This window comes from Prosthecobacter sp., from assembly GCF_044222565.1.
Taxonomy (GTDB): domain Bacteria; phylum Verrucomicrobiota; class Verrucomicrobiia; order Verrucomicrobiales; family Verrucomicrobiaceae; genus Prosthecobacter.
Map to the genome: position 1 here is coordinate 258,600 of NZ_JBGANA010000001.1, position 19,543 is coordinate 278,142.

At 60.3% G+C, this 19,543-nt stretch carries 20 protein-coding genes; 4 read left to right on the forward strand and 16 right to left on the reverse strand.

Annotated elements, in window-relative coordinates:
• The first annotated feature begins 37 nt into the window (after positions 1-37).
• From ACILSR_RS00970 to ACILSR_RS00985, 4 genes are all read left to right on the forward strand, one after another.
• Positions 38-1,531 (forward strand): type IV secretory system conjugative DNA transfer family protein, encoded by a 1,494-nt coding sequence (locus ACILSR_RS00970; RefSeq protein WP_395747848.1) that lies wholly within the window; start codon positions 38-40, stop codon positions 1,529-1,531.
• A 342-nt stretch (positions 1,532-1,873) separates the two neighbouring features.
• Complete coding sequence (locus ACILSR_RS00975; RefSeq protein WP_395747849.1) at positions 1,874-5,083, forward strand: hypothetical protein; 3,210 nt, start codon at positions 1,874-1,876, stop codon at positions 5,081-5,083.
• A gap of 49 nt (positions 5,084-5,132) precedes the next feature.
• On the forward strand, positions 5,133-5,273 hold the full coding sequence (locus ACILSR_RS00980) for a hypothetical protein (RefSeq protein ID WP_395747850.1): 141 nt from the start codon (positions 5,133-5,135) through the stop codon (positions 5,271-5,273).
• Between the two features lie 80 nt (positions 5,274-5,353).
• Positions 5,354-5,788 carry a Crp/Fnr family transcriptional regulator gene (locus ACILSR_RS00985; RefSeq protein WP_395747851.1) on the forward strand — a complete coding sequence of 145 codons (435 nt, stop codon included), beginning with the start codon at positions 5,354-5,356 and terminating at the stop codon, positions 5,786-5,788.
• 44 nt (positions 5,789-5,832) lie between these two features.
• Here ACILSR_RS00985 and ACILSR_RS00990 read toward each other — a convergent pair whose 3' ends face one another.
• The 16 genes from ACILSR_RS00990 to ACILSR_RS01065 all read right to left on the reverse strand — a co-directional run bounded on the left by ACILSR_RS00990 (position 5,833) and on the right by ACILSR_RS01065 (position 19,539).
• On the reverse strand, positions 5,833-6,123 hold the full coding sequence (locus tag ACILSR_RS00990; protein ID WP_395747852.1) for a hypothetical protein: 291 nt from the start codon (positions 6,121-6,123) through the stop codon (positions 5,833-5,835).
• A gap of 1 nt (position 6,124) precedes the next feature.
• Positions 6,125-7,102, reverse strand: a complete 978-nt coding sequence (locus ACILSR_RS00995) for a hypothetical protein (protein ID WP_395747853.1) — start codon at positions 7,100-7,102, stop codon at positions 6,125-6,127.
• 23 nt (positions 7,103-7,125) lie between these two features.
• Positions 7,126-7,542, reverse strand: coding sequence for a hypothetical protein (locus ACILSR_RS01000; RefSeq protein ID WP_395747854.1), 417 nt, complete (start codon positions 7,540-7,542; stop codon positions 7,126-7,128).
• A gap of 71 nt (positions 7,543-7,613) precedes the next feature.
• Positions 7,614-8,633 (reverse strand): hypothetical protein, encoded by a 1,020-nt coding sequence (locus tag ACILSR_RS01005; protein ID WP_395747855.1) that lies wholly within the window; start codon positions 8,631-8,633, stop codon positions 7,614-7,616.
• Between the two features lie 21 nt (positions 8,634-8,654).
• A complete protein-coding gene (locus ACILSR_RS01010) occupies positions 8,655-9,011 on the reverse strand; it encodes a hypothetical protein (RefSeq protein ID WP_395747856.1) in 357 nt (118 codons plus the stop codon).
• Positions 9,008-9,232: a hypothetical protein gene (locus ACILSR_RS01015; RefSeq protein ID WP_395747857.1), complete on the reverse strand. Its 225-nt coding sequence runs from the start codon at positions 9,230-9,232 to the stop codon at positions 9,008-9,010. The genes ACILSR_RS01010 and ACILSR_RS01015 overlap by 4 nt, the downstream gene beginning before the upstream one ends.
• On the reverse strand, positions 9,207-10,112 hold the full coding sequence (locus ACILSR_RS01020) for an AAA family ATPase (protein WP_395747858.1): 906 nt from the start codon (positions 10,110-10,112) through the stop codon (positions 9,207-9,209). The genes ACILSR_RS01015 and ACILSR_RS01020 overlap by 26 nt, the downstream gene beginning before the upstream one ends.
• A 6-nt stretch (positions 10,113-10,118) precedes the next feature.
• Positions 10,119-10,826 (reverse strand): hypothetical protein, encoded by a 708-nt coding sequence (locus tag ACILSR_RS01025; protein ID WP_395747859.1) that lies wholly within the window; start codon positions 10,824-10,826, stop codon positions 10,119-10,121.
• On the reverse strand, positions 10,823-12,079 hold the full coding sequence (locus ACILSR_RS01030) for a TrbI/VirB10 family protein (RefSeq protein WP_395747860.1): 1,257 nt from the start codon (positions 12,077-12,079) through the stop codon (positions 10,823-10,825). The genes ACILSR_RS01025 and ACILSR_RS01030 overlap by 4 nt, the downstream gene beginning before the upstream one ends.
• A gap of 21 nt (positions 12,080-12,100) precedes the next feature.
• Positions 12,101-13,066 (reverse strand): hypothetical protein, encoded by a 966-nt coding sequence (locus ACILSR_RS01035; RefSeq protein WP_395747861.1) that lies wholly within the window; start codon positions 13,064-13,066, stop codon positions 12,101-12,103.
• Positions 13,063-13,713, reverse strand: coding sequence for a hypothetical protein (locus tag ACILSR_RS01040; RefSeq protein WP_395747862.1), 651 nt, complete (start codon positions 13,711-13,713; stop codon positions 13,063-13,065). The genes ACILSR_RS01035 and ACILSR_RS01040 overlap by 4 nt, the downstream gene beginning before the upstream one ends.
• 14 nt (positions 13,714-13,727) lie before the next feature.
• On the reverse strand, positions 13,728-14,342 hold the full coding sequence (locus tag ACILSR_RS01045; protein WP_395747863.1) for a hypothetical protein: 615 nt from the start codon (positions 14,340-14,342) through the stop codon (positions 13,728-13,730).
• Position 14,343: 1 nt separating this feature from the next.
• Positions 14,344-15,408, reverse strand: a complete 1,065-nt coding sequence (locus ACILSR_RS01050; RefSeq protein ID WP_395747864.1) for a hypothetical protein — start codon at positions 15,406-15,408, stop codon at positions 14,344-14,346.
• Between the two features lie 42 nt (positions 15,409-15,450).
• A complete protein-coding gene (locus ACILSR_RS01055; protein WP_395747865.1) occupies positions 15,451-16,302 on the reverse strand; it encodes a hypothetical protein in 852 nt (283 codons plus the stop codon).
• Between the two features lie 28 nt (positions 16,303-16,330).
• On the reverse strand, positions 16,331-16,843 hold the full coding sequence (locus ACILSR_RS01060; protein WP_395747866.1) for a hypothetical protein: 513 nt from the start codon (positions 16,841-16,843) through the stop codon (positions 16,331-16,333).
• The gene (locus ACILSR_RS01065) at positions 16,840-19,539 is read right to left on the reverse strand and encodes a hypothetical protein (RefSeq protein WP_395747867.1); all 2,700 of its coding nucleotides are present in this window, start codon (positions 19,537-19,539) and stop codon (positions 16,840-16,842) included. The genes ACILSR_RS01060 and ACILSR_RS01065 overlap by 4 nt, the downstream gene beginning before the upstream one ends.
• Between the last annotated feature and the right edge of the window lie 4 nt (positions 19,540-19,543).

Sequence of the window (19,543 nt, forward strand, 5' to 3'; positions counted from 1 at the left end):
GGATTCGGCTAGTTGACGGGACAGAGTTTATCTCCGCATGTTTTCCTTCCTCAAATTCCTCGTCGCCGTCGGCATTGCCACCTTTGGCATCTGGTATGTTTTTCAGTATGACAGCATCAACGAGACCACGGGAGGAGTGGCGTTTGTGTGCGTGCTGGGAGCGATGGTGCTGCTGAAATGGCAGCCAGATTTTTCGAAGAAGGACTACATCGTGCAGTACAAGAACCTGAAGTGGCTGCCCGGGGAGTTTACGCGCCACTGGTTGATCACGGGTGACACGGGGGTGGGCAAGACGACCTCCGGCTTCAATCCGCTGCTGCACCAGATCTCCGTCTCGCGGCCCAACTGGGGAGGGCTCATTCTCGGCGCCAAGGGTGACGAGCACTTCTTTGCGCTGGAGCATTTCACGGGACATGGGCGGCCGGAGGCGGTGTGCGTGCTGGCGGTGCGTCCGGACCGGCTGGACCGCAAGTGGCAGCCAAAAGAACGCTACAATCTGGTGTCTGACGGCAGGCTGCCCTACACTACTCATGCCAAGAATCTCGTCGATACAGGAGCGTCTCTGACCGAAGGGGAGCAGTCCTCTTTCTTCAAACCCGCGGCGCAGCAGGCGCTGACCTGCGCGTTTGAACTGCTGGAAAGCCTTGGAAAGCCGGTGAACGTGCTGCGCGCTTACGAGTTCCTCACGGACAAGTCAAACATGGAGGCGCTGTTCAATGAACTGCTGGATGCAGAGAGCACACCGGAACGCATCAAGCTGGCGAAGTACTTCGATCAGACCTTTCTCAATGCCCAGGCGGCCGAGCAGAAGGAAGGTCTGGTGGGCACTCTGAAAGTCATGCTGGGCTTTTTCACCCATCCGGACATCGCCGAAGTGTTCTGCTCCGACCTGCCAAACACGATCGACATTCAGGATGTGGACAAAGGCCGTGTCTTCTGCACGGCCATGCCGCAAACTTTCCAGACCGAGCGCCGCTACATCAACACCTACATCAAGCTGCTGTTCTACACCCATGCAATGATGCGCTTCGACAAGCCCAAGAAGGAGCGCAAAACGGAGAACCTGCTCATCGCGCTGATGGATGAGTTTCAGGCGCTGGCCACCGCGAGCGAGGATGGTATTTCCGACCACAATGTGATCGACCGTCTGCGTGCGGCGAACTGCTGCCTGATCTTGGGAATGCAGAGCGATGCCTCCCTCTTCCCGGTGCTGGGCAAGGAAACAGCGCAGGTGCTCACACTGAACTGCCGCTCTCGCATTGCCTTCCGCCAGCCGGATCCCGAGGGAGCGCAGGCGGTGGCGGAGTTCATCGCGAAGGTGGAGAAGAAGAAGGTTTCCAAGTCGTCCGGCTTCCTGGGCAAGGACAGCAGCAAGACCGTGAACAAAGAATGGGACTATGAAGTGCAGCCGGGAGAGCTGATGAAGATGCCGGACGCGACTGCGTGGATCGTCCACCCGAGCAAGAAGAAGATCCGGCTGCGCATTCCGGCGATGGATGGCGCCGGGAAGATTCCGGACTGGTGGAAGTAGGCTTCGCGCGGCCTTTTATGGCTCGTCTTTTCTGACTTCGCTGAACTGCAAAAGTGGGGTGGGTGCCGACCGTGAGGAGCCGATGCGGCACCGTGCGTCCAGCCCAGGGAAATCCGGTCGAATACTGCAGGCACGCCGCTCATTTTGTCACGGATCGTCATGAGGCGGCTATTCAACCGTGGTCCGTTGAGGAGCCCATTCGTCATGTCATTTTCTGCCAAGCCCTTTTCCCCAGTCCTCCGCAGGCTGCCGTCCGCGCTGGTGCCGGGGAAACCACTGGCAGATGGAAATGCCCAAGCCCGGATTTTCTTAGCTGTTTCACTTTAGCCCCCCTCCAACACCATGCCATTGTCCGAAGAGCAGCAAAATACGCTCAAAACCCTGCAAGATCTCGCTCAAACACTTTCGCAGGAGCCCGCGAAACATGTGGACCGCATCCGCAAGGCCGACGCGATCCAACTTTTTGACACTCGCGGCCAGAAGCCGGACCTCAGTCTGATGAGTGACCAGCAACTGAAGGACATGTTCGATTACGGACGCGCGAACCCTGCAATCAACCAGACGGATCCCACGGGTAAGCTGGGGATCGATCGCCTCATGAACATCACCTCGGACCGCGGTCCAGGGTCGAAGAGAGCCAACAAGGCCACAGGTGCACCGGAAGTCATCGTGCCTGCCAGCCGCGAATATCTTGAGAACGCCGTCGGAGAATGGATGAAGTCCATCAACTATGCGCCCGATTCCAGTGAACTTCTTGTGGCGGAGATGAACATCCGAGACATTCCAGGGAAGGATTTGGGACCAAAGGTTGGTCTCTTGCGAGACAATTATGAGGCGCTGCAGAAAGCGGTTCAGGCAGAGTCAGGCGAAGTACTCAAAGATGCAGGCATTGAGCAGACCATTGATCAGCTCCGGCAGCAGGTTAAGGCCTTTGAACAGCAGGCTTTCGAGTTCAAAGTGCAGAGGATCCAGCAGGTTGCCAGGGTGGGGGCTGAGTTTGCCGCTGCACAAGGCTTTGACGCAAATGCTGTGGAAGAGCAGCTAGCCTTGCTCTCCGGTCTTGATCAGGAAGCCCGCATGGACCTCAGTGGAACGAACATCCGTGGACTGGACCTGAGCAAAAGTGATCTTTCCCGGGTGGACATAGATGCCGAAACCCTCAGCCAGGCGAAGGGGCTGAAGACGGTGAAAGGTGTGGATCCCAAGATCCTGGCTACTGCGCGGGCCGTCCAGGAGCTCCCGCTGCGTCTGGCCGACCTCAACCAGCGTCTTGAGAAGCTGGAGAACAAGAGCGGCGTGGTCGCCAATCTGCGCAACATCCGCCACGGCGGTGTGGAGGGGGAACGCAATCACCTGCTGAAGGAGATCGAAAAGGCGAACGAGGCTCTGCACCAGACAAGGGCGCAGATCACGTCTGACAAGCATGCCCAGATGCGGGCGAACGGCCCCGGAAATGAGTTCGAGCCGCGCACCACCTATCAGCTTGGTGAGGGCGTGAACCGCCGTCAGGGCGAGGTCAAAGATCCGCGGATGGAGCGTACCCAGGCAAGCCAAACCTTCAAGGTGGACGCGCAAGTGGCGTTGAATGAGCAGGGAGCTTCGCTCGCCTTTGCCAAAACCCAGATCGGCAGCAAGTCGGCAAGAATGAAGGAAGACGGCGCGAACCGCAATGATGTCGAATTCACTCAAGGCCTTGAGGGTGGCTCCCTGGACAACGTCGCCGCGCTCTATGGCACCACGAAGGCCGTGGATGCAGCGCCGACCTTTAGAGCAAAACAAGCCGCCCTCGGCGGGGAGATCTCATCGTTGCTTACCCGTTCCGTGGCCACCTCGGTGGTGGATGAGGCGCTGGGCATGAATGCCATGGCCAAGGAGAAGTTCGGCATCGACGAGAACGGGCGGAACGTGGGCATCAGTGTCGGGGTGCCAGGATCTTCCATCCTGGTGCGTGGTGCCACCGCTGAGGACAAGGAGAGCTTTCTCGACATCAATTATGAAAATCCAACGGTGCAGAAGGGGCTGTACGATCTCCAGGCCCAGGATTACATCACCGGCCAGATCGACCGCCACTCAGGGAATATATTCGTCGATCCCCACACCGGGCAGGTGTCGGGCATCGACAACGACATGGCATTCCCCACCATCGATCGTGAGCAGATGGTGGGTTCCCACGGCCTGAATGGAAAGGCTGTCCAAGGGGCGCCGCAGTTTCTGCACTCTGACACGGCGGACAAGATCGAGGCGCTTACTCCCGAGGCCTTGCGCACCGCGCTCCAGTCCATCCAGCCCCCTAATGGTGTGGCACCGTTGGAGCCAGAGGCCATCGAGGGCGCTGTTCAACGTCTCCAAGAGCTCCAGGCGGAGATCAAGACCATGCGCAAGGAAGGCCGCGTGGTGGAAGAATTCAGCAAGGACACCTTCAACCAGGCGATGGCGCGGCAGCAGGAAAAGGGCATGGACCACACGAAGCCACGCACCTCCTACCTGGCCACGGCGGTTCTGGAGCAGAAGAAATCCATCGCGCTGGGAGATACGCGCATTGCCATCAAGAAAGACGATGTGCCCATGCAGAGGCCGCCAGACGCCAGACTGGCCGCCTATCAGGCCATGGTGGGAGACGCGCGCAAGGACTTCGCCGCCAACCCGAACCAGATCCAGGACAAAGATCTTGTCGCGATGATCTTTGACAGTCAGGACCGCCTCCTGAATCTGGAGAATCAATTGGAGGGACTGAATGCCGAAATGACTGCCGCGGCCAGGCAGTTGAATGAGGCCAGGACGACGGGGCAGGCCGCACCAGTTGAGAAGGCCTTCGACAAGATCCAGCAGGCCCGCCAGGAGACCTTGCAGAAGATCAAGACAGAGCAGCAGAACCTCAGCAAGGCGTTGGATGTGGCCGCCGCGCCCTTGAAGCCCGCGCTGGCCGAACAGGCACGTCTGGCCGTGCCTCGGGTGCAGGTGCCAGTGCAGGCAGCGCAGCCGCAGAACCAAGCCGGCATCCAGGCTGCCGAAGGTTTCAAGGCGAAAGCACCGAAGGCCAAGATCGAAAAGAAGGAAGCCGAGGTGCTTGAGATCAACGAGCCGCAGGCTGAGATCCAGCTCGATGACAATCTCAATGAACAGCCGGAAGTTGAGGTTGCGGGAATTGCCCCTGAGCAGAACCCGCCAGGACCTGAGGTGGCCGCCCAAGGCCCGGGAGTCGATGGTGCCAACGCACGAGGGCGGGACGTGAAAAAATCCACGTTTGCCAGCGTGCGCGACGCCCTGAAGGGCGCGGCCACCACTGCGAAGAATTCAGTGGCTGACAGGCTGGAGCGCAAAGGCGGGGAGCAGAAGCTCAGCGAAGTGGACAATGCCACCCAGGCGCAATACAAAGCATTCCAGCAAGACCTCGGAAACCCCGACAAAAAGGCAGCGGCGCTCGAAGGGATGGACGCATTGAAAAAGGAATTCCCCGGCCTGAAGCAAATGGACCGCAGCAAGGTCGGTCAAGTCGTTAACAGTGGCCTGCGGGATGCCGCGAAATCTGTCGGCAGCAAACTGAAAACTTGAAGCATGGAACCTCTCCTGCTTTGTGATTCACCCCCGGATCTCTCCAACCATGTCATGCATTCCCAGCACTGATGCCGATGTTTTGAACGCGGCGGACATCATCGCCACGGTCTCAAAGCCGGTGGTGATGATGATGCCGGGCAGGCTGGCTAAATGGGCGGAAAGCATACCCGCTCTGAAGCTCGGCTAGATGCTCTTGGAACCCGCATCGGGGCGTCGCAACACCGGCGTAAAACGTATCCCGCACCAAACCAACTTCCCCCCCCAACCATGCCATCCCTGACCCCACTTCTTGCCAACTTCAAAGCCAACGAACTGAGCCTGCTCTCCAGCTTTGGCGACTCGCGCTCCTACCAAAAAGATGACGTCGTCATCAGTCAGGGAAATGACAACGACCACCTGTACCTGGTGCTGAAGGGCAAACTCGAAGTGCTGCAGGAAGTCGATGGCAACGACCAAGTGGTGGCCACGCTGGAGGCTGGAGATTCGATGGGAGAGGTGAGCATCTTTGATCCCGGTCCAGCCAGCGCCACGGTGCGTGCGGGATCGGAAGCCGAGGTCTGGCTCATCAAGCGTGACAGCCTCGACAGCCTGCACAGCGCCAATCCGAAAGTGGCTTACCGCCTGCTCAGCCGAATCACCACCTGTCTCTCAAAGCGTCTGCGAGACATGAATGACAAGCTGGTGGATCTTGCGAACCGCTGAGGCTGAGGTGACAGGCCTACAGGCCCAGTTGCGGCGCAACTGGGCTACTTGATTTTGGGAGCTGTGCTTTGCTGCTGTGCCTGAGACTGAGACTGGGACTGACTCCCCTTCCCTGCCTTGGTCATGCCGAGAGCTTCACCGACGGATTTCTTCGCGGCCAGAGAGCGATCCGTGGCGTCGATATCGTGGTCGCGGTCAAGATCGGCCTCCTCTTCGTCGGCGCTGTCGATGACGCCATCGTGGTCGAGATCGCGGGAGCGATCGTCTGCGAGATCGACATCACCATCGTGATCGAGGTCACGGCTGAGGTCGATCCTTTTGGGAGGGGTAGGCATGTTATTTCACGCCATGGCTCTGCTTGGCGGGAGCCTGCTTTGGGCCGAGCTCCACGCCAGCGCTGGCAAGGGCATCGCGAACGCTTTTGACGCCGGAGCCGATGCCTTTGCCGATATCCTTGCCCACGGCGGCACCTTTTTCTCCGCCGATGGCACTGCCGATGGCGCTGCCGATGCCGCCACCAATACCGCGTGCGTGATCGGCCGCGAGATTGGCGGCCTGTCCGGCGAGATTGCCAGCGACTTTGCCAAGCATCTGACCGACGGTTTTTCCCTGATCACCACCGATGGCGGAGCCGATCATACCGCCGACTTTTTTGCCGATGCTGCCACCGACATCGAGGCCACCGGCGGCTTCAGGAGTCTCCGGCTTCGCAGCCCCCTGCTGGCGATGACCGCCGATGACGGGGCCGCCTTCTTCTTTGCCCACCTTGGCCGCAGCCTGAGCGGGCTGGCCTGGCTGGCCCTGCTTGGGGCCTTGAGTTCCTTTATCGCCCTGACCGAAGAGTTTCTGAATGCCTGCACCGACGGCTTCACCGATCAACTTGCCTTCCTTGGAGCCGCCAGCGCCGGAAAGGATGCCCTGCATGCCGGCTTCGAGTTTTTCCTTGGCAGTGAGTTCTTTTTTGACCTCCGTGGTGGTGGTGCCGTTGACAACATTGCCACCGGGGACGGCTGGTGCGGCGACCTCGGCTACCTTGGCGGCGACTCCACCGGCCTCCTCGGCCACACCACCGACCTCAGCGGCGGCGTCTCCTCCTGCGGCGGCAGCCATCTGGCTGGGCTTGGCGGGTGTCCATGCGGCCTGTGCAGGAGCGGCGGGCTGTTGCTGCGCTGCGGCAGGAGCTTCCTGATTGGGCTTTGCGGGGACCCAGGCCTGCGGAGCGGGCTGCTGGGGTTCCTGCTGCGGTGCCGCGGCCTGGGGCTGACGGTGGGCGCCCATGGCCGGGCCCTCTTTTTTCTCGGTGTCTTCAGGCATGATAAATAGAAGGGGGGATGAATTTAAACTTTGAGTTTGCTGCTGGAGGAGGCGGTTTTGGCACCGAGGACAGAGCCGAGCGCGTCACGGACGGAGGGCGCGACCTTCCCCACAGCGGAGGCTCCCATATCGAGGGCTTTTTCGCCAGCCTTGACCGCGACTTTGCCGACGATCTCCCCGCCGACCGAACCGATCTTGCTGCCAACCATGCCGCCGACCGCAGCGCCCACCGTGGTACCCACGGCAGTTCCGGCAGTGCCACCGATCACATTGCCCACGCCAGGCGCGATCGTGCCGACAACGGTGCCGATGGCTCCTGCGGCTGCTCCACCTGCCGAACCGCCGATGGAACTGCCGATGACGCCGCCAGCCACACCGCCAATGGCGGAGGCTGCGCCGCCGGCAAGGTCGGAAACACTCGGCTGAGATGACTGGCTCATGCGTGGAGTTAGCCGGTCAGAAACCAGGTGTGCCAAGAATAGGTGATATTTTCTTTGTCTGGAACCGCGGCCTACATCTTCATGCCTTTGCCCATCCCCATGCCCATTCCCATGCCGCCGCCGAGTTTGTAGCCTTCTTCAGCAAGGGACATACGCACGGTTTTGATGCCTTGGTCGACACCTTTGCCCATGCTGCCGCCGATCTGACCTCCGACTTGGGAACCGATCTGATTGCCTACCTGGCCGCCGACTTGACCACCGACCTGCTGGCCAATGCTGGCGCCGACGGCATTTCCCACCACTGGGATGACACTGCCGACCGCACCGCCAATGGCTCCCCCGGCGGCGCGGCCAACAGCCTGCCCGCCCGCCTGACCCACGGCGCCGCCAATGCCGGAACCGATGCCTTCTCCAATTCCTTCGGCCATGCCGGGCTCCTCCCCTTCGCCACCGATGCCACCGCCAAGGCCGCCCATGACGCTGGCCACACCACCGCCGCCTCCACCGCCGGCCAGGCTCGTGACGCTGCTGAGCATACCGCCCGCGCCACCACCACCGCCAAGACCACCAGCAAGACTGGCGATGCCGCCGCCTGCACCGCCGCCACCACCAAGGCCGCCAGCGAGACTGGTGACACTGCCAAGCATATCGCCACCACCTCCGCCACCACCAAGACCACCCGCAAGGCTGGCGATGCCGCCGCCTGCACCGCCGCCGCCCATGCCGCTGACACTGCTGAGGATGTTGCCAGGGCCGCCGGAGTCTCCGCCAGCGCCGCCAATGCCACCGACGATGCCATCCATCGCCTGGTCCCCTGCACCGCCAACGGCACCGCCCACCTGGCCGCCTATTTGGGAACCCACTTGATTACCGATCTGCCCGCCCACCTGACCACCGACCTGCTGGCCAACGGCGGAACCCACGGCATTGCCGACGACGGGAATGACAGACCCAACGGCACCACCGACAGCGCCGCCGACGGCCTTGCCGCCAGCAGTGCCCACGGCTCTTCCGGCGGTCCCGCCCACCATGGAGCCGACGCCCTGTCCGAGGGACTCGCCCATTCCTGGTTCTTCTTGTTCTTCAGGCATAAATTGTTCGTGGTTGAGAGTTTAAGGAGAGATGTCAACGGGCTGCTTGCCCACAGTGTAAACGCGCGAGACGAGGACCGGGCCGATGGGCTGGCCCGGAGGCACATGGGCGATGACGTAGTAATGGGTCCAGCGCATGCCTGCATCTCGCTTGCCCACGCCTTCGGCCCACATGCGCACTTCCCTCCCGGTCATTTCACGAGGGAGCATCTTGATGTAGATGTTGGACTGGACCCAGCCGTGTTTGTCGTGATCAATCCAGAAATGAACGCTGGTGCCCACGGGCAGGACATCGTCATCGTTGAGATAGGCGGGCTTTGGCGTGGAGCAGCCAGCCAGAACCATGGCGCAGAGAAGGAGGAGGAGCAGCTGCTTCATGACTTGCGTTTGGAATTCATCATTTGTTCTCCGCGCAGGCGCCAGGGCTCGCCCCAGCGATGGTAGGCATACAGGACCGGGATGGCGAGAAAGCCGAGTGCGGCGGCTCCGGAGCGCCCGGTGTAAAGCGCGCCAGACATGAACAGCAGGGCGAAGGCGTAGCGCCGCACCTCGCTGCGATGCAGGCGGTAGTGTTCACGAATGGATGACCAGGTGACCATGCTGGGCGACAAGGGTGCCGTTGGTTTGCTGTCCGCTCAGCAGCGCATTGCGCAATGCTTCACGACAAAAGGTTTCCACAGTGCTGCGCATGCGCCGCACGCCGAGCCGCGGCTCGACTCCGTTGGCCACCATGATCTCGAGCACGCCTTTGCCGGCGGTCAGATTGTAGCCCTTGGACTTGAGGAGCTTGAGCTCCTTGTTGAGCATGATGGTGGCGATGCGCTTTTGCGAGTCGTAGCCGAGTTTTTGAAACACACAGCGCACGTTGAAGCGGGCCAGCACTTCGGGCCGCAGCTCCGCCGCAGCGAGATCTTCAATGAAGCGCTCCACGGTGGCCATGGGGCTGTTCTTCAGCTCCATCAGCGCATCCGCTCCAATGTTGGAGGTGGCTACGATGTAAAAGTTGCAGAGATTGAGGGTCTCTCCATTGGCCACGGTGATGCGGCCTGCATCCAGCACCTGCAGAAAGATGTCGAGCACGCGTGGATGGGCCTTTTCGATTTCGTCGAAGAGAATGAAGCCCCGCCCTTCGGCGCGATCGTAAAAGCGGCCGATGTTGCCGCGGCTGTTTTCATTCTGGCCGAGCAGGAGCTGCAATGACTCCTGATTCTGATACTCGGACATGTCGAGGCGGACGCAGTGCTTCTGCACGTCGCCATAGATGTGCTCGCATAGCAGGAGTGTGGTTTCGGTTTTGCCAACGCCGGTCGGGCCGAGGAAGAGAAAGGTGCCTTTGGGACGGCCGGGATCGCTCAAGCCGAGCTCGCCATTCTGAACGATGGGCACGACCTTGGGGATGACATGCCCCTGCCCGATGATGCGCTCTTCGAGGAAACTGGAAAGTGCCTGGATGTGGGCAAGATCGACGGAAGGAGACATGATGTGCTATTTCTTCTTCTGGAAGAGGCCCTGGTTTGAACTGCCGATGCGCAGACGCTCGGCTTCCTGGAGCTCTTCAATGCGAGATTCGGCCTGCTTGAGTTTGGCGTCGAGAACGTTGCGATCCTGCGTGGCTTTTTCGAGGCGGTCCTTGATGTCCTCCGCATCCTTGGTGGCCTCTTCAAAATCGGATTTCTTTTTCATCAGCTGAGCGCTGAGGGCCTCGAGATCCGCCATGGATTTGCGCAGTGCCACGGCCTTGGCGGCGAGAGCTTCCCGCTCCTGCTTGATGATGGTGTCGTCGGGGACATCCTTGCGGGCGGGATCGACGACGCCGAGCACGACACCCCTTGAGTCCATGGGTGTGGCGGGCAGGCGGGTGTCCCAGCGTCCGCTCTGCTCCAGACGGTAAACGGTGTGGGCCTCGTGCATCTCCCGGCGGTCCTTGCTGGGCAGACGGCCGAGATGATACGAATGCACCTGCTCATCAAGACGGACACGGGAGGCGTCGTAGCGATCAAGTGACCGCCCTTTGGGCCATCCGGCCAGGACGTTTTTGGAATAGGTGGGAAGGTAGGCCGGCTCCTGCTCCGGCGTGGGAAACGCCAGGGGATCGCTCGGAAGGGCGACGCTCTTTGATTTGCACGACGAAAGGAAGGCGCAAAAAATCAAAATGGCGAAGGGCAGGCTGGCTTCGAGGATCTTGCGGTTCATGGATTGCTGCTGGGAGTGGTAGTTGCGGAATCGTCAGTGGCGCTGTCAGCCGCGGATGCGGCGGGGGCAATGATCGCGCGCACCTGCTGGACCTGGGCGGCGGCCTCCGCCTGCTTGCGGTTTTTCTCGGCTTCAGCGGCGGCCGTGGCATTCTGCTGCGAGGCGCTGGCGTTCTCCGCCTGAGCACGTGCATAGGTTTCCTCGGCAAGCTGCCAGCTCGACACGGGCTGGCTTTTCTGCCGCAGTCCGGCGATGCTGGCCATCTCCGGCTCAAATACATCCGTAGTGTAGATGTAGAACTGGGTGCCCGCGCCCACGCGGACAAAATCGAGGTCCTGGGAGAGCTGCTTGGTCAGCATGCCGGAGTAGGCGGAGGCGGCCTGCGCACCACCACCGAGAGCGGCATTGCGCGTGTTGTTCTGCGGCACGAGGCCATAGATGCTTTGGAACTGCTGGCGGTTGTTGTTCATGATGCCCTGCAAAGCCTCCGCAATGAGGATCTTCACCTGGGCGTATTGGTCGTTCTGAATGATGTTGCCGCGGACACCGGCGGATCCGTCAGTGATGGCATACGAATCGTCAGCGAGGCGCTGGTGGTCCAACGCGACTCCATTGATGGTGTACTCGCGGCCATCGTCCCAGATGAAGGTGAAGGCGCCTTTCACCTCAATGCGGTCGCGGATGCGGCCTTTGCTGGCCTGGGCATGCACCTGTGTGCCGGCGGGAAGCACGAGCTGCTTGTTCCAGTAAACGTCTTCCGTGACCAGTCCGACCACGGGTGTCTGGATGGAGGAGGAGTCCACGGTGATGACCAGGGCCGCCTTGATCAGGATGCCCCGCGGGGCAAAGAGCTTGGGAGCGGTGGGCACAAAGGGCTCCGACACGGAATTGCTGACGTGCACAAGCTTGGGAAAAGGCGGCGGCTTGTCCGTTTTCTTCTTCGCGGAAGAGGAGCTGGTGGACAGCATGCTGGGAGGCGGCGGTTTTTTGGTGGGGACCACGAAGGGATCGACCTGCTGGACACTGCCCATCATGGCGGTGCGCTTCTCGCCGAGATTCACCGTCTTCGATTCCGCGACGAGCGACGCCTCAGGGGCAGGCTTGACCTCTCCTGTCTTGGCATTCTTGACGTCCGGCTGCTTGTTGACGGAGGCCGCTGGCTGCTTGCTCAAATAGAAGGCTGCACCGGCAATGGCCACCACCACGACGAGCAGCAGCATCTGCACGGCGGGTTTTTGAAGTTGCTGCATCATGGCGGGTGTGAAGGTGAGGAGTTACTTGCCGTCAATGGTGGCGTCGAGCTCAGCGGCGTCGTTGCTGGTGAGCGGAGGCAGCAGGAGGAGATTGCGCCCGGCACCGGGCATCTCGATGCGGAAGTCCTGATTGATTGAAAGCCCTTCCCGGCTGCCACCCGGGCCGCCCTGCAGCACCACGTCCATGGCCACGCGCATGCCCGGCCCGACGGTATTGGCGCAGTCCACCAGCTGGGTGTCATAGCTTCTGGCGCCCACGCGGACCTTCACGCCAGAGGGTTCAAATTCATAGGGCTTGAGGCCGTTGTTGGTCAGCCAGCAGCGGAAGACGGTGAGATCCTTGGCGGGATTGCGCTGGATTTCATAGATCGTGGCGATCAGCTCCTTCTGCGTGGAGGTCATCATCAGGCCATTGCGCTCCTGCCAGCCGGTGAAGAGGCCGGGATTGAGCGGCTGCAGCGCCTTGCGGTTGCGCACCTTGCTGAGCATGCCCACAAGCTCTTCCGCATTGTACTCGATGCGTGACTCCACCACCTTTTCCGGAGTCACTTCCGTGGCGGCATTGGTCGAGACAGGCGGGGAGACGATGACCGCGAGATTGGCCTCGTCCGCCGGAGTGAAGCGGAGGAGGTAGATGCTGCGGGGCGTGCGCACGGTGGCATGGCAGGGTTCTCCAGGTTTGACAAGGCGGACCACGAGCGTGTCCCCGACCACATTTTCATAATGCACGATGGCCACCTTGGAGTTGGTGATTTGTGTGACCTGAGCGGGATCGGTCACAAGACCGAAACCGGTGAGCAGGCTGATCTTTTCCGGGAAGGTGATGGTGGTGGCGACATTGCCATTGATGGCAATGTCATGAACGAGATTTTTGGGATCAAGACGCACCAGCTCACGACCAGCCCGTACCTGGGCGGACAGTGAGAAGGCTGCTGAGAGGAAGCAGCCGAAAAACAGCCAAAAGAAGCTGGAGGAGCGTGAGTTCATGATTCGCTGATGGGCTCCAGGGTCAGTTTTACCAGAGTTTTCACCTGAGAGGGGAAGCCCTTGTTGGAGATGATTCGAAGATTCTGATGCCAGACGACGACGAGCTTGAAGCTGTAAATTTCGTTCTTCTCCTTGCCACTGAAAAAGCTGCGCCGGTGAACGAGACCGGTGGTGATGGTGGCGACCTCGGTGTTGCTGGCCTTGGCGATCTCCGTCTTCTCGACCTCCGCCGTCTGTTTCACCTTCTGGCTCATGAAGTACTTCTCCTCCGTCCTCACCTGCCGCCGAATCTCATCCAAGCCCGGGGTCTCGTGCTTTTCGTTTTCCCAGCACAGTTTGTTGAGGCGGCTGTCAAAGACGAGGCCCTCGGGGTTGCGCTCCAGCATGGTTTCGGCCAGCACTCCGGCAAGGTGGATGTGCATGGGCTTGTTCTCCTTGTACACATTGCCGGGCGGCACATAATAGGCGCCGGCGGTGTCCATGACGACAAACGGCGGGCGCTGGCGCAAGGCCTCGGACATGAGGATGATGTAGCCGGCACAGGCAGAACCCACCACACAGGCCACGAGAAACCAAAAGACGGCGGTGCGATCCCTGATGACCAGGGTGTCGATGGCGCTGCGCTTTTTCTCTTTCTTTTCAGACATGGTTTGCTGTGGGATTACTCGGAGCTGGAGAGGGGACGAATGGAGTACTCGATGTTGGTGCAGACAAACGGGAAGCGCCGGCTGTCGCGCAGGTTCTGATTGCGCCCCCAGCTCTGCCGGGCGGTAACGACAAACGACTGGGTGATGGCTTCGTTGGAAGCCGGATCAATGCTCACCCTCACAAGCTGCCCCTGGGCGAGCGTTTCGGCCTCGCCCGTGGGGAAGTGCTGGACGCGGATCTGGCCGAGCACGAGGACCTGATGGATTTTGCGAATATGGAAATCATACCGAGACTCCTGCACATCTTTCACGGCCTGATCCATCCCGGCGCCGGCAAACAGCCGGCTGAGGCGCTCAGGAGTGGTAGGACCATTGCTGCCCCGGTTGAGAAGTGTTTCCAGCGAGAGCCGGGCATGATAGTCCACCACTTCATCGAGCTCCTCCTGCTGCATGGAGCGGTCCAGATAGACGAAGGATTTTTCGATGGGAACGTAGAGCATGCTGCCACGGCTGGTGACCGCCACGTCGTACGTATACCAGCCGGTGACACCGAGGCAGGCGCAGGCCGCAACGAACCAGAAAAAGGCCAGCTTTTCCTTCGAGATGAAAATGTCCACAACGCCTTTCATATCATTCTTCGCCTCCTCCTCCGCCACCACCGCCGGCAGCGAGGCCGCCTATTTGATTGCCCACACCCGTGACAGCACCCGTGGCACCACTGATGGCAGAGGAGGCAGTGCTGCCCCCCGGAACCATTCCAACCACCGAACTGGCCACGGCACCACCCGCGCTGATGCCGCCCATGGCCGCGCTGACTGCCTGCCCCGCAAAAGCGGTGCCAATCTGTGCGCCGGTGGTGATGGCCGCCTGGATGAGACCCGGGGCTTTAAACAGCACAAACATGATCCAGATGGCGACAGCGACCACGAGCACGAAGATGGCGATGGCCTCCACCCCGATGCCGAAGCCCGCGAGATTCAGCGTGGCGCATATCAGGGTGATGACATCAATGCCGATCGTCAGCAGCGCATCCGCCAACATCAGACCTATGCCCCAGCCCAAAGGCCAGAAACAGACGGCGATGAGCCCGGTGAAGTAACTGACGGCAGTCTTCTGAGTCTGGTCATAAAGAAACATGCCGAAAAAGATCGGAGATGCCGCCGCCCCCACATACAGGGCCATGATCTGCACCTGATACGCAAAAAAGAAGATCACATAACAGATCAGTCCGATCACGATCATGCAGAAGGCTGCGATGATGTTGGCGATGTAGTCAATGATCGCGAGAGGATCGACGATGAGTGCGGTGAGAGCGCTGGTATCCGTGTCGATGTCCAGATCGCTGAAGCTGTCCCCAAAGTTTTCAAACAAGCCGATGGGGTCCATGTTGAGAGAGCTGAGCATATCATCGCTGAGGGCAACCCGCACATCCTCCACGAGCCATTCCGGGAAAAATGGCATGATGACGCAGACGATCCCCATGGTGACGATCTGCCCAAAAGCCCCCTCCAGACTGCCACCCATGATGCCTTTGTAGGCGATGGTCAGCAAGCCGAGGAAGGCGAGGGTGAAAGTGAAAAGCTGCAGGACATCAAAGATGTCTGAACAGGTGCTCTGCAGGTCGTTGTAGAACGTGTCCATGAGGCCAAACGCGCCAGCAAATCCCTGGTCTGCTAGTATGGGCGTGAAGTTCATGACAGCTTATGGTGGATGGATGATTGACGACACAGCTCCGGTCTAAGGCGACTTTTTGCCCCAGGTCAGATTGCTGAACGGCTTGGTCGTCGATGAGTCGGAACCACCGGAAGAAGCTCCGGAGCCGGAAGCGGCGGCGGCCTTGGAAGTTTCAGCGTTGTGCTTGCGCTCCAAGTCGTGGGCTTCACCCTTTCCTTTGGCCTCGATCTGAGCCTGCAGCTTGAGCTTTTCCATCAGCACATCGTAGTCGAGCTTGCCCTTGATCACGTCAGCCTTGATGCTGGCAATCTCGGCATCAGTGGTGCTCAGGGTAGCCTGCACTTTCAAGATGGTGGCCAGGTCGGTGGCGTCGCTGAGCTGGTCCAGCAAGCCGGGGCGCTGCTCCTGAAGCTGGGTGATGCGCTCTTCCGCCTCCTTCGATTTCTCTGCCAGCGCATTGATGTCTCCCATGAGGGCGGCCTGCAGTTTGTATTTACTGGGATCGCGCTCAGCCGTGGTGCCATCCTTGAAGGTGACAGTGGAATCAACGCCTGGCACGAGCCCGTAAGCATTGTCGCCAAAGGCTTCCGTGCCGGTGGTGGCGCGGATGCGATCTTCACGGGCGACGCCATCGGCGGAGGCCTGCGCGGCTTTGGCAATGTCATCCTTGAGGACCTGCAGCGCGGGCAGGTTGACCTTGGATGGGTCTCCCATGCGGTTGAGCACATCCGTGAGCGACTGCGACTGCTTCTGCGCTTCATCAAGCTGCTGCTGGAGCATGCTCATGATGCTCTGCGTGTTGGTGTTGGTCTGCTGGATGAGAGCGTTGTCGATGACTTCCTGAACCGGCGATTGCGCGACGGCGATGGTGCTGAACAAAAACAGCCCGAGAGCGAAGCATGCGGATGTTTTCATGGGGTGATGTGTGTGTGTTTGATGAAAATTATTCGACAACCTCGATGATGACCTTGCGCGGCTCCACGAGCACGCCGTCGGTGGTCACATGCTCCGGCACTGGGACCTCGTAGTAGCGGCGCTGCACGCCCCCTTCAGTGCCGGGGCGCTCGGCATCGCGCTTGAGCCAGTACAGATCCTTGATGGCATCGCTGCGGCCCTTGTTGTACCCGTCGAGATACTTCTGCTGCACCTCCTTGGTGGCCATGGCATCGCTGATGGCGCCTGCGGCGAAACCCGCAGCCGCACCGGTGATGAGGCCTGTGTGCTTGTTGGTGCCGCCGCTGCTGCTGCTATTGGTCGTGGTGCCAGCCGCCGAGGTGGTGGAAGAGGAGTTGCTGCTGCCGTTGTTGCTGTTGAGCAGATGATCGCCAATGATGGAACCCAGAACGCCACCTGAAGCGGCGCCGATGAGACCTTTGTTCATGGTGCCGTTGCTGTTGGCGCAGGAGGCAAGCATGATGGTGAGGCCCGCGAGAAGGATGAGTGTGATCGTTTTCATTTCTTCGATTTGGCTTGGCTGAGAATCATCTTGTAGGCATCGCCGCCGTAGTTTTTGAGCTCGGCATTCTGGCGCTCGAACATTTCCCCGGAGGTGGCGGAGGCGAGGATCATTTCCTTGGACGCCTGATGACGGCCGATGGCGATACGCGGACGACCGGTGGCCTCATGATAATAAACAAACGAGCCATAGGGTTCCGACTTCATCTCCGAGGGATCCGGGAAGCTGGTCACCTGCTTCTTGGTGATGGAAGGCACACGGAAGCCTTCGCTCATGCTTTCCACATCCCGCTGGTCGGGCTGCTTGAGCATGTACATGACGCGGGAGTTGCCAACCACAGAGGAGCGCACGGGGTGGTCTTTGATGCGTCCGAACTGCTGAATGATGGAGAAGACCCAGCAGGAGTATTTGCGCATGCGCTCATAGTACTCACGCGTGATGCGGTCCCCGTCCGGCATGGCAAGGAAGGCGGAGAGCTCCTCAAGGATGACACGCTTGCGGGTTGAACGCGGGCGGCTCATGATCTCTTTGCGCAGGTCATTGGTGATGAGGAAGGCGGCGACGGTGCGCAGTTCCTTGGCAGACTCGGGGATGTAGGAGAGCTCAAAGTGGACCACTTTGCCGCTGAGGCTCACATTGTTCACACCGTCCAGAATGGCGCCGTAGCGGCCGGTGCGGCTCCAAGGCTCCAGCAGCATGCGCAGAAGGCCGATGTCCGGATGGGCGCGGCGCTGGCGGCTTTCGAGATTGAGAAGCTCTACGAACTGGCTGTGGGTGGGCATGTCCTCCGCCTTCATGAGCGTGTAGGCCATGCTCATCATGTCCCACTGGTTGCCGGGATTGTTGATGAAGTCTTCCAGCAGGCTCTGATCCACGGTCATGCGGTCAAATTCGCCGGCCATCGCATCGCCCTCCATGAGGTAGCTGCGGAAATCCATCCAGGCGTCTGCCAGCACGGTGCCCTGGGGCATGCGCTTTTTGCGCCATTCGTCAGCCACAGCCACGCGGCGGGCGGCCTCGGCGCGCCCCTCGGCATTGCGGCTGGCCCATGTTTCAAACTGGTCGATGTAAAGGCGCTCAATCTGCTTGGCGAGGAGAGCCTGGCGGATGCGGTCCTTGTCGATGTCCGGCGGAGGACCGGCCATGAGATGCGCGACGGCGGTGGCTCCACCAAGCTGGTCGGAACTGAGCGGGAGGCCGCGGGTGTCGAAGTAGTTGAAGGTCAGATTCCCATTGGGCTGAACGATGATGGGCTCGCAGCCATAGAGACGTGTGAAGAGATTGTAGGAGAGGCCTTCTTCAACGATGGCGGTGAAGTCGTAGTATGGCGCGGTCTGAGTGAGCAGATCGATGGTGAAGACGGATTTCCCAGCGCCAGAGGCACCAAACATGATGCCGTGCTCCGGACGCATCGCTCCCTCCTTGCCCACAAAGGTGGTGGTGCCCACGAGGGCGCCGCGCGGGCCGTCGTAAATGGCCTCGGCCTCTTCGAGATCTCCCGTGGGTGTGCTGGAGATGGGTAGCATGTCGGCGAGATTGACGTCTTCGACGTAGAGCTTGAAGTCGTTGTAGTTAGCCCAGCTCCAGCCGGGCATGCAGAGCTGCCAGTAGTTGCGCACGCTGGTGGGCAGCGTGGGCTCGTAGGACTGAGCGCCGCCAAGCTTGAGGATGGAATTCCGAATGGCGGAAAGCTTGCTGGAGCAGACATCCGAGTCCTTGTCCCAGACCCGCACGATGAGGTGCATGCGATAAGGCACGACCTCATTGGTGCTGAGACGCCGGATGCGGGTGCGCAGCTTGATCAGCGTGGCTTCGAGGGATGGCGTGATCTTGCCGCGCTCCAGGCGCGCCACTTTTCCCTCCGTGGCAATGCGGTCCTTTTCCACATCCCCTGCCTCGATGTTGGTGATGATCTGGTAATCGAGAATATCGAGCTGCGTGAGGGTGCGCATCATCCCGATGTACGTGAACTTGGGCATGCTTTTGACCACGCAGATGCCCTGGTAAAAGCCGTCCATCTTGAAGGTGGAGGACCCCATGCGCACGGGGGCGGCTTCGCTGTTGAAACACATTTCGCAAACAGTCTTGCCGGGATCGTAGAGATCTTCGAGCTTGAGGGATTCGTTTTCGAAAGCGCTGGGATTGAAGTAGCGATAGAAGGCCTCGAAGTGCTCCATGTCACTCATGGGCATGACACGGCCGCCGAGGCTGCCGAACTGCTGGCGCAGGGCCTCTTCCAGCTCCCCCTGCTCGCGTTTCGCCGCCTGGAGCAGCTCCTCATAATACTGCCGCCCGCCGCCCATGGCCTTGCCCTGGATCTTGGAGGTGAAGAAGAACTGCAGGTGTTCGCGGCGCAGCTTGTGCTCGCGGATTTTTTTGTCGTAGCGTTCGTAGCGCTCCTCGCGCTGCCGTGTGGACCACCGATCCTGTGGAAGCTCTTCTGTCTTCTGACGGTAGCGTTCCAATTCCTTGCGGTAGTCACTGTCCACGCTCCAGGAAACCTGAAGGCGCAGTTCCGGGCGGATCATGCGCAGCAGCACCCGCAGATTGTCCTCGAGGGACATCAGCCAGGATGCGTCCGTGTTTTCCGTGTCAGGCATTTCAATGTTATAGCCCCTGCCAATGGCTCCGCCGCGCTGCAGGCCGCGGTAGATGATGAGATCCTCGTCGAGGTAGGAATTGATAAACTTCGCCATCCGG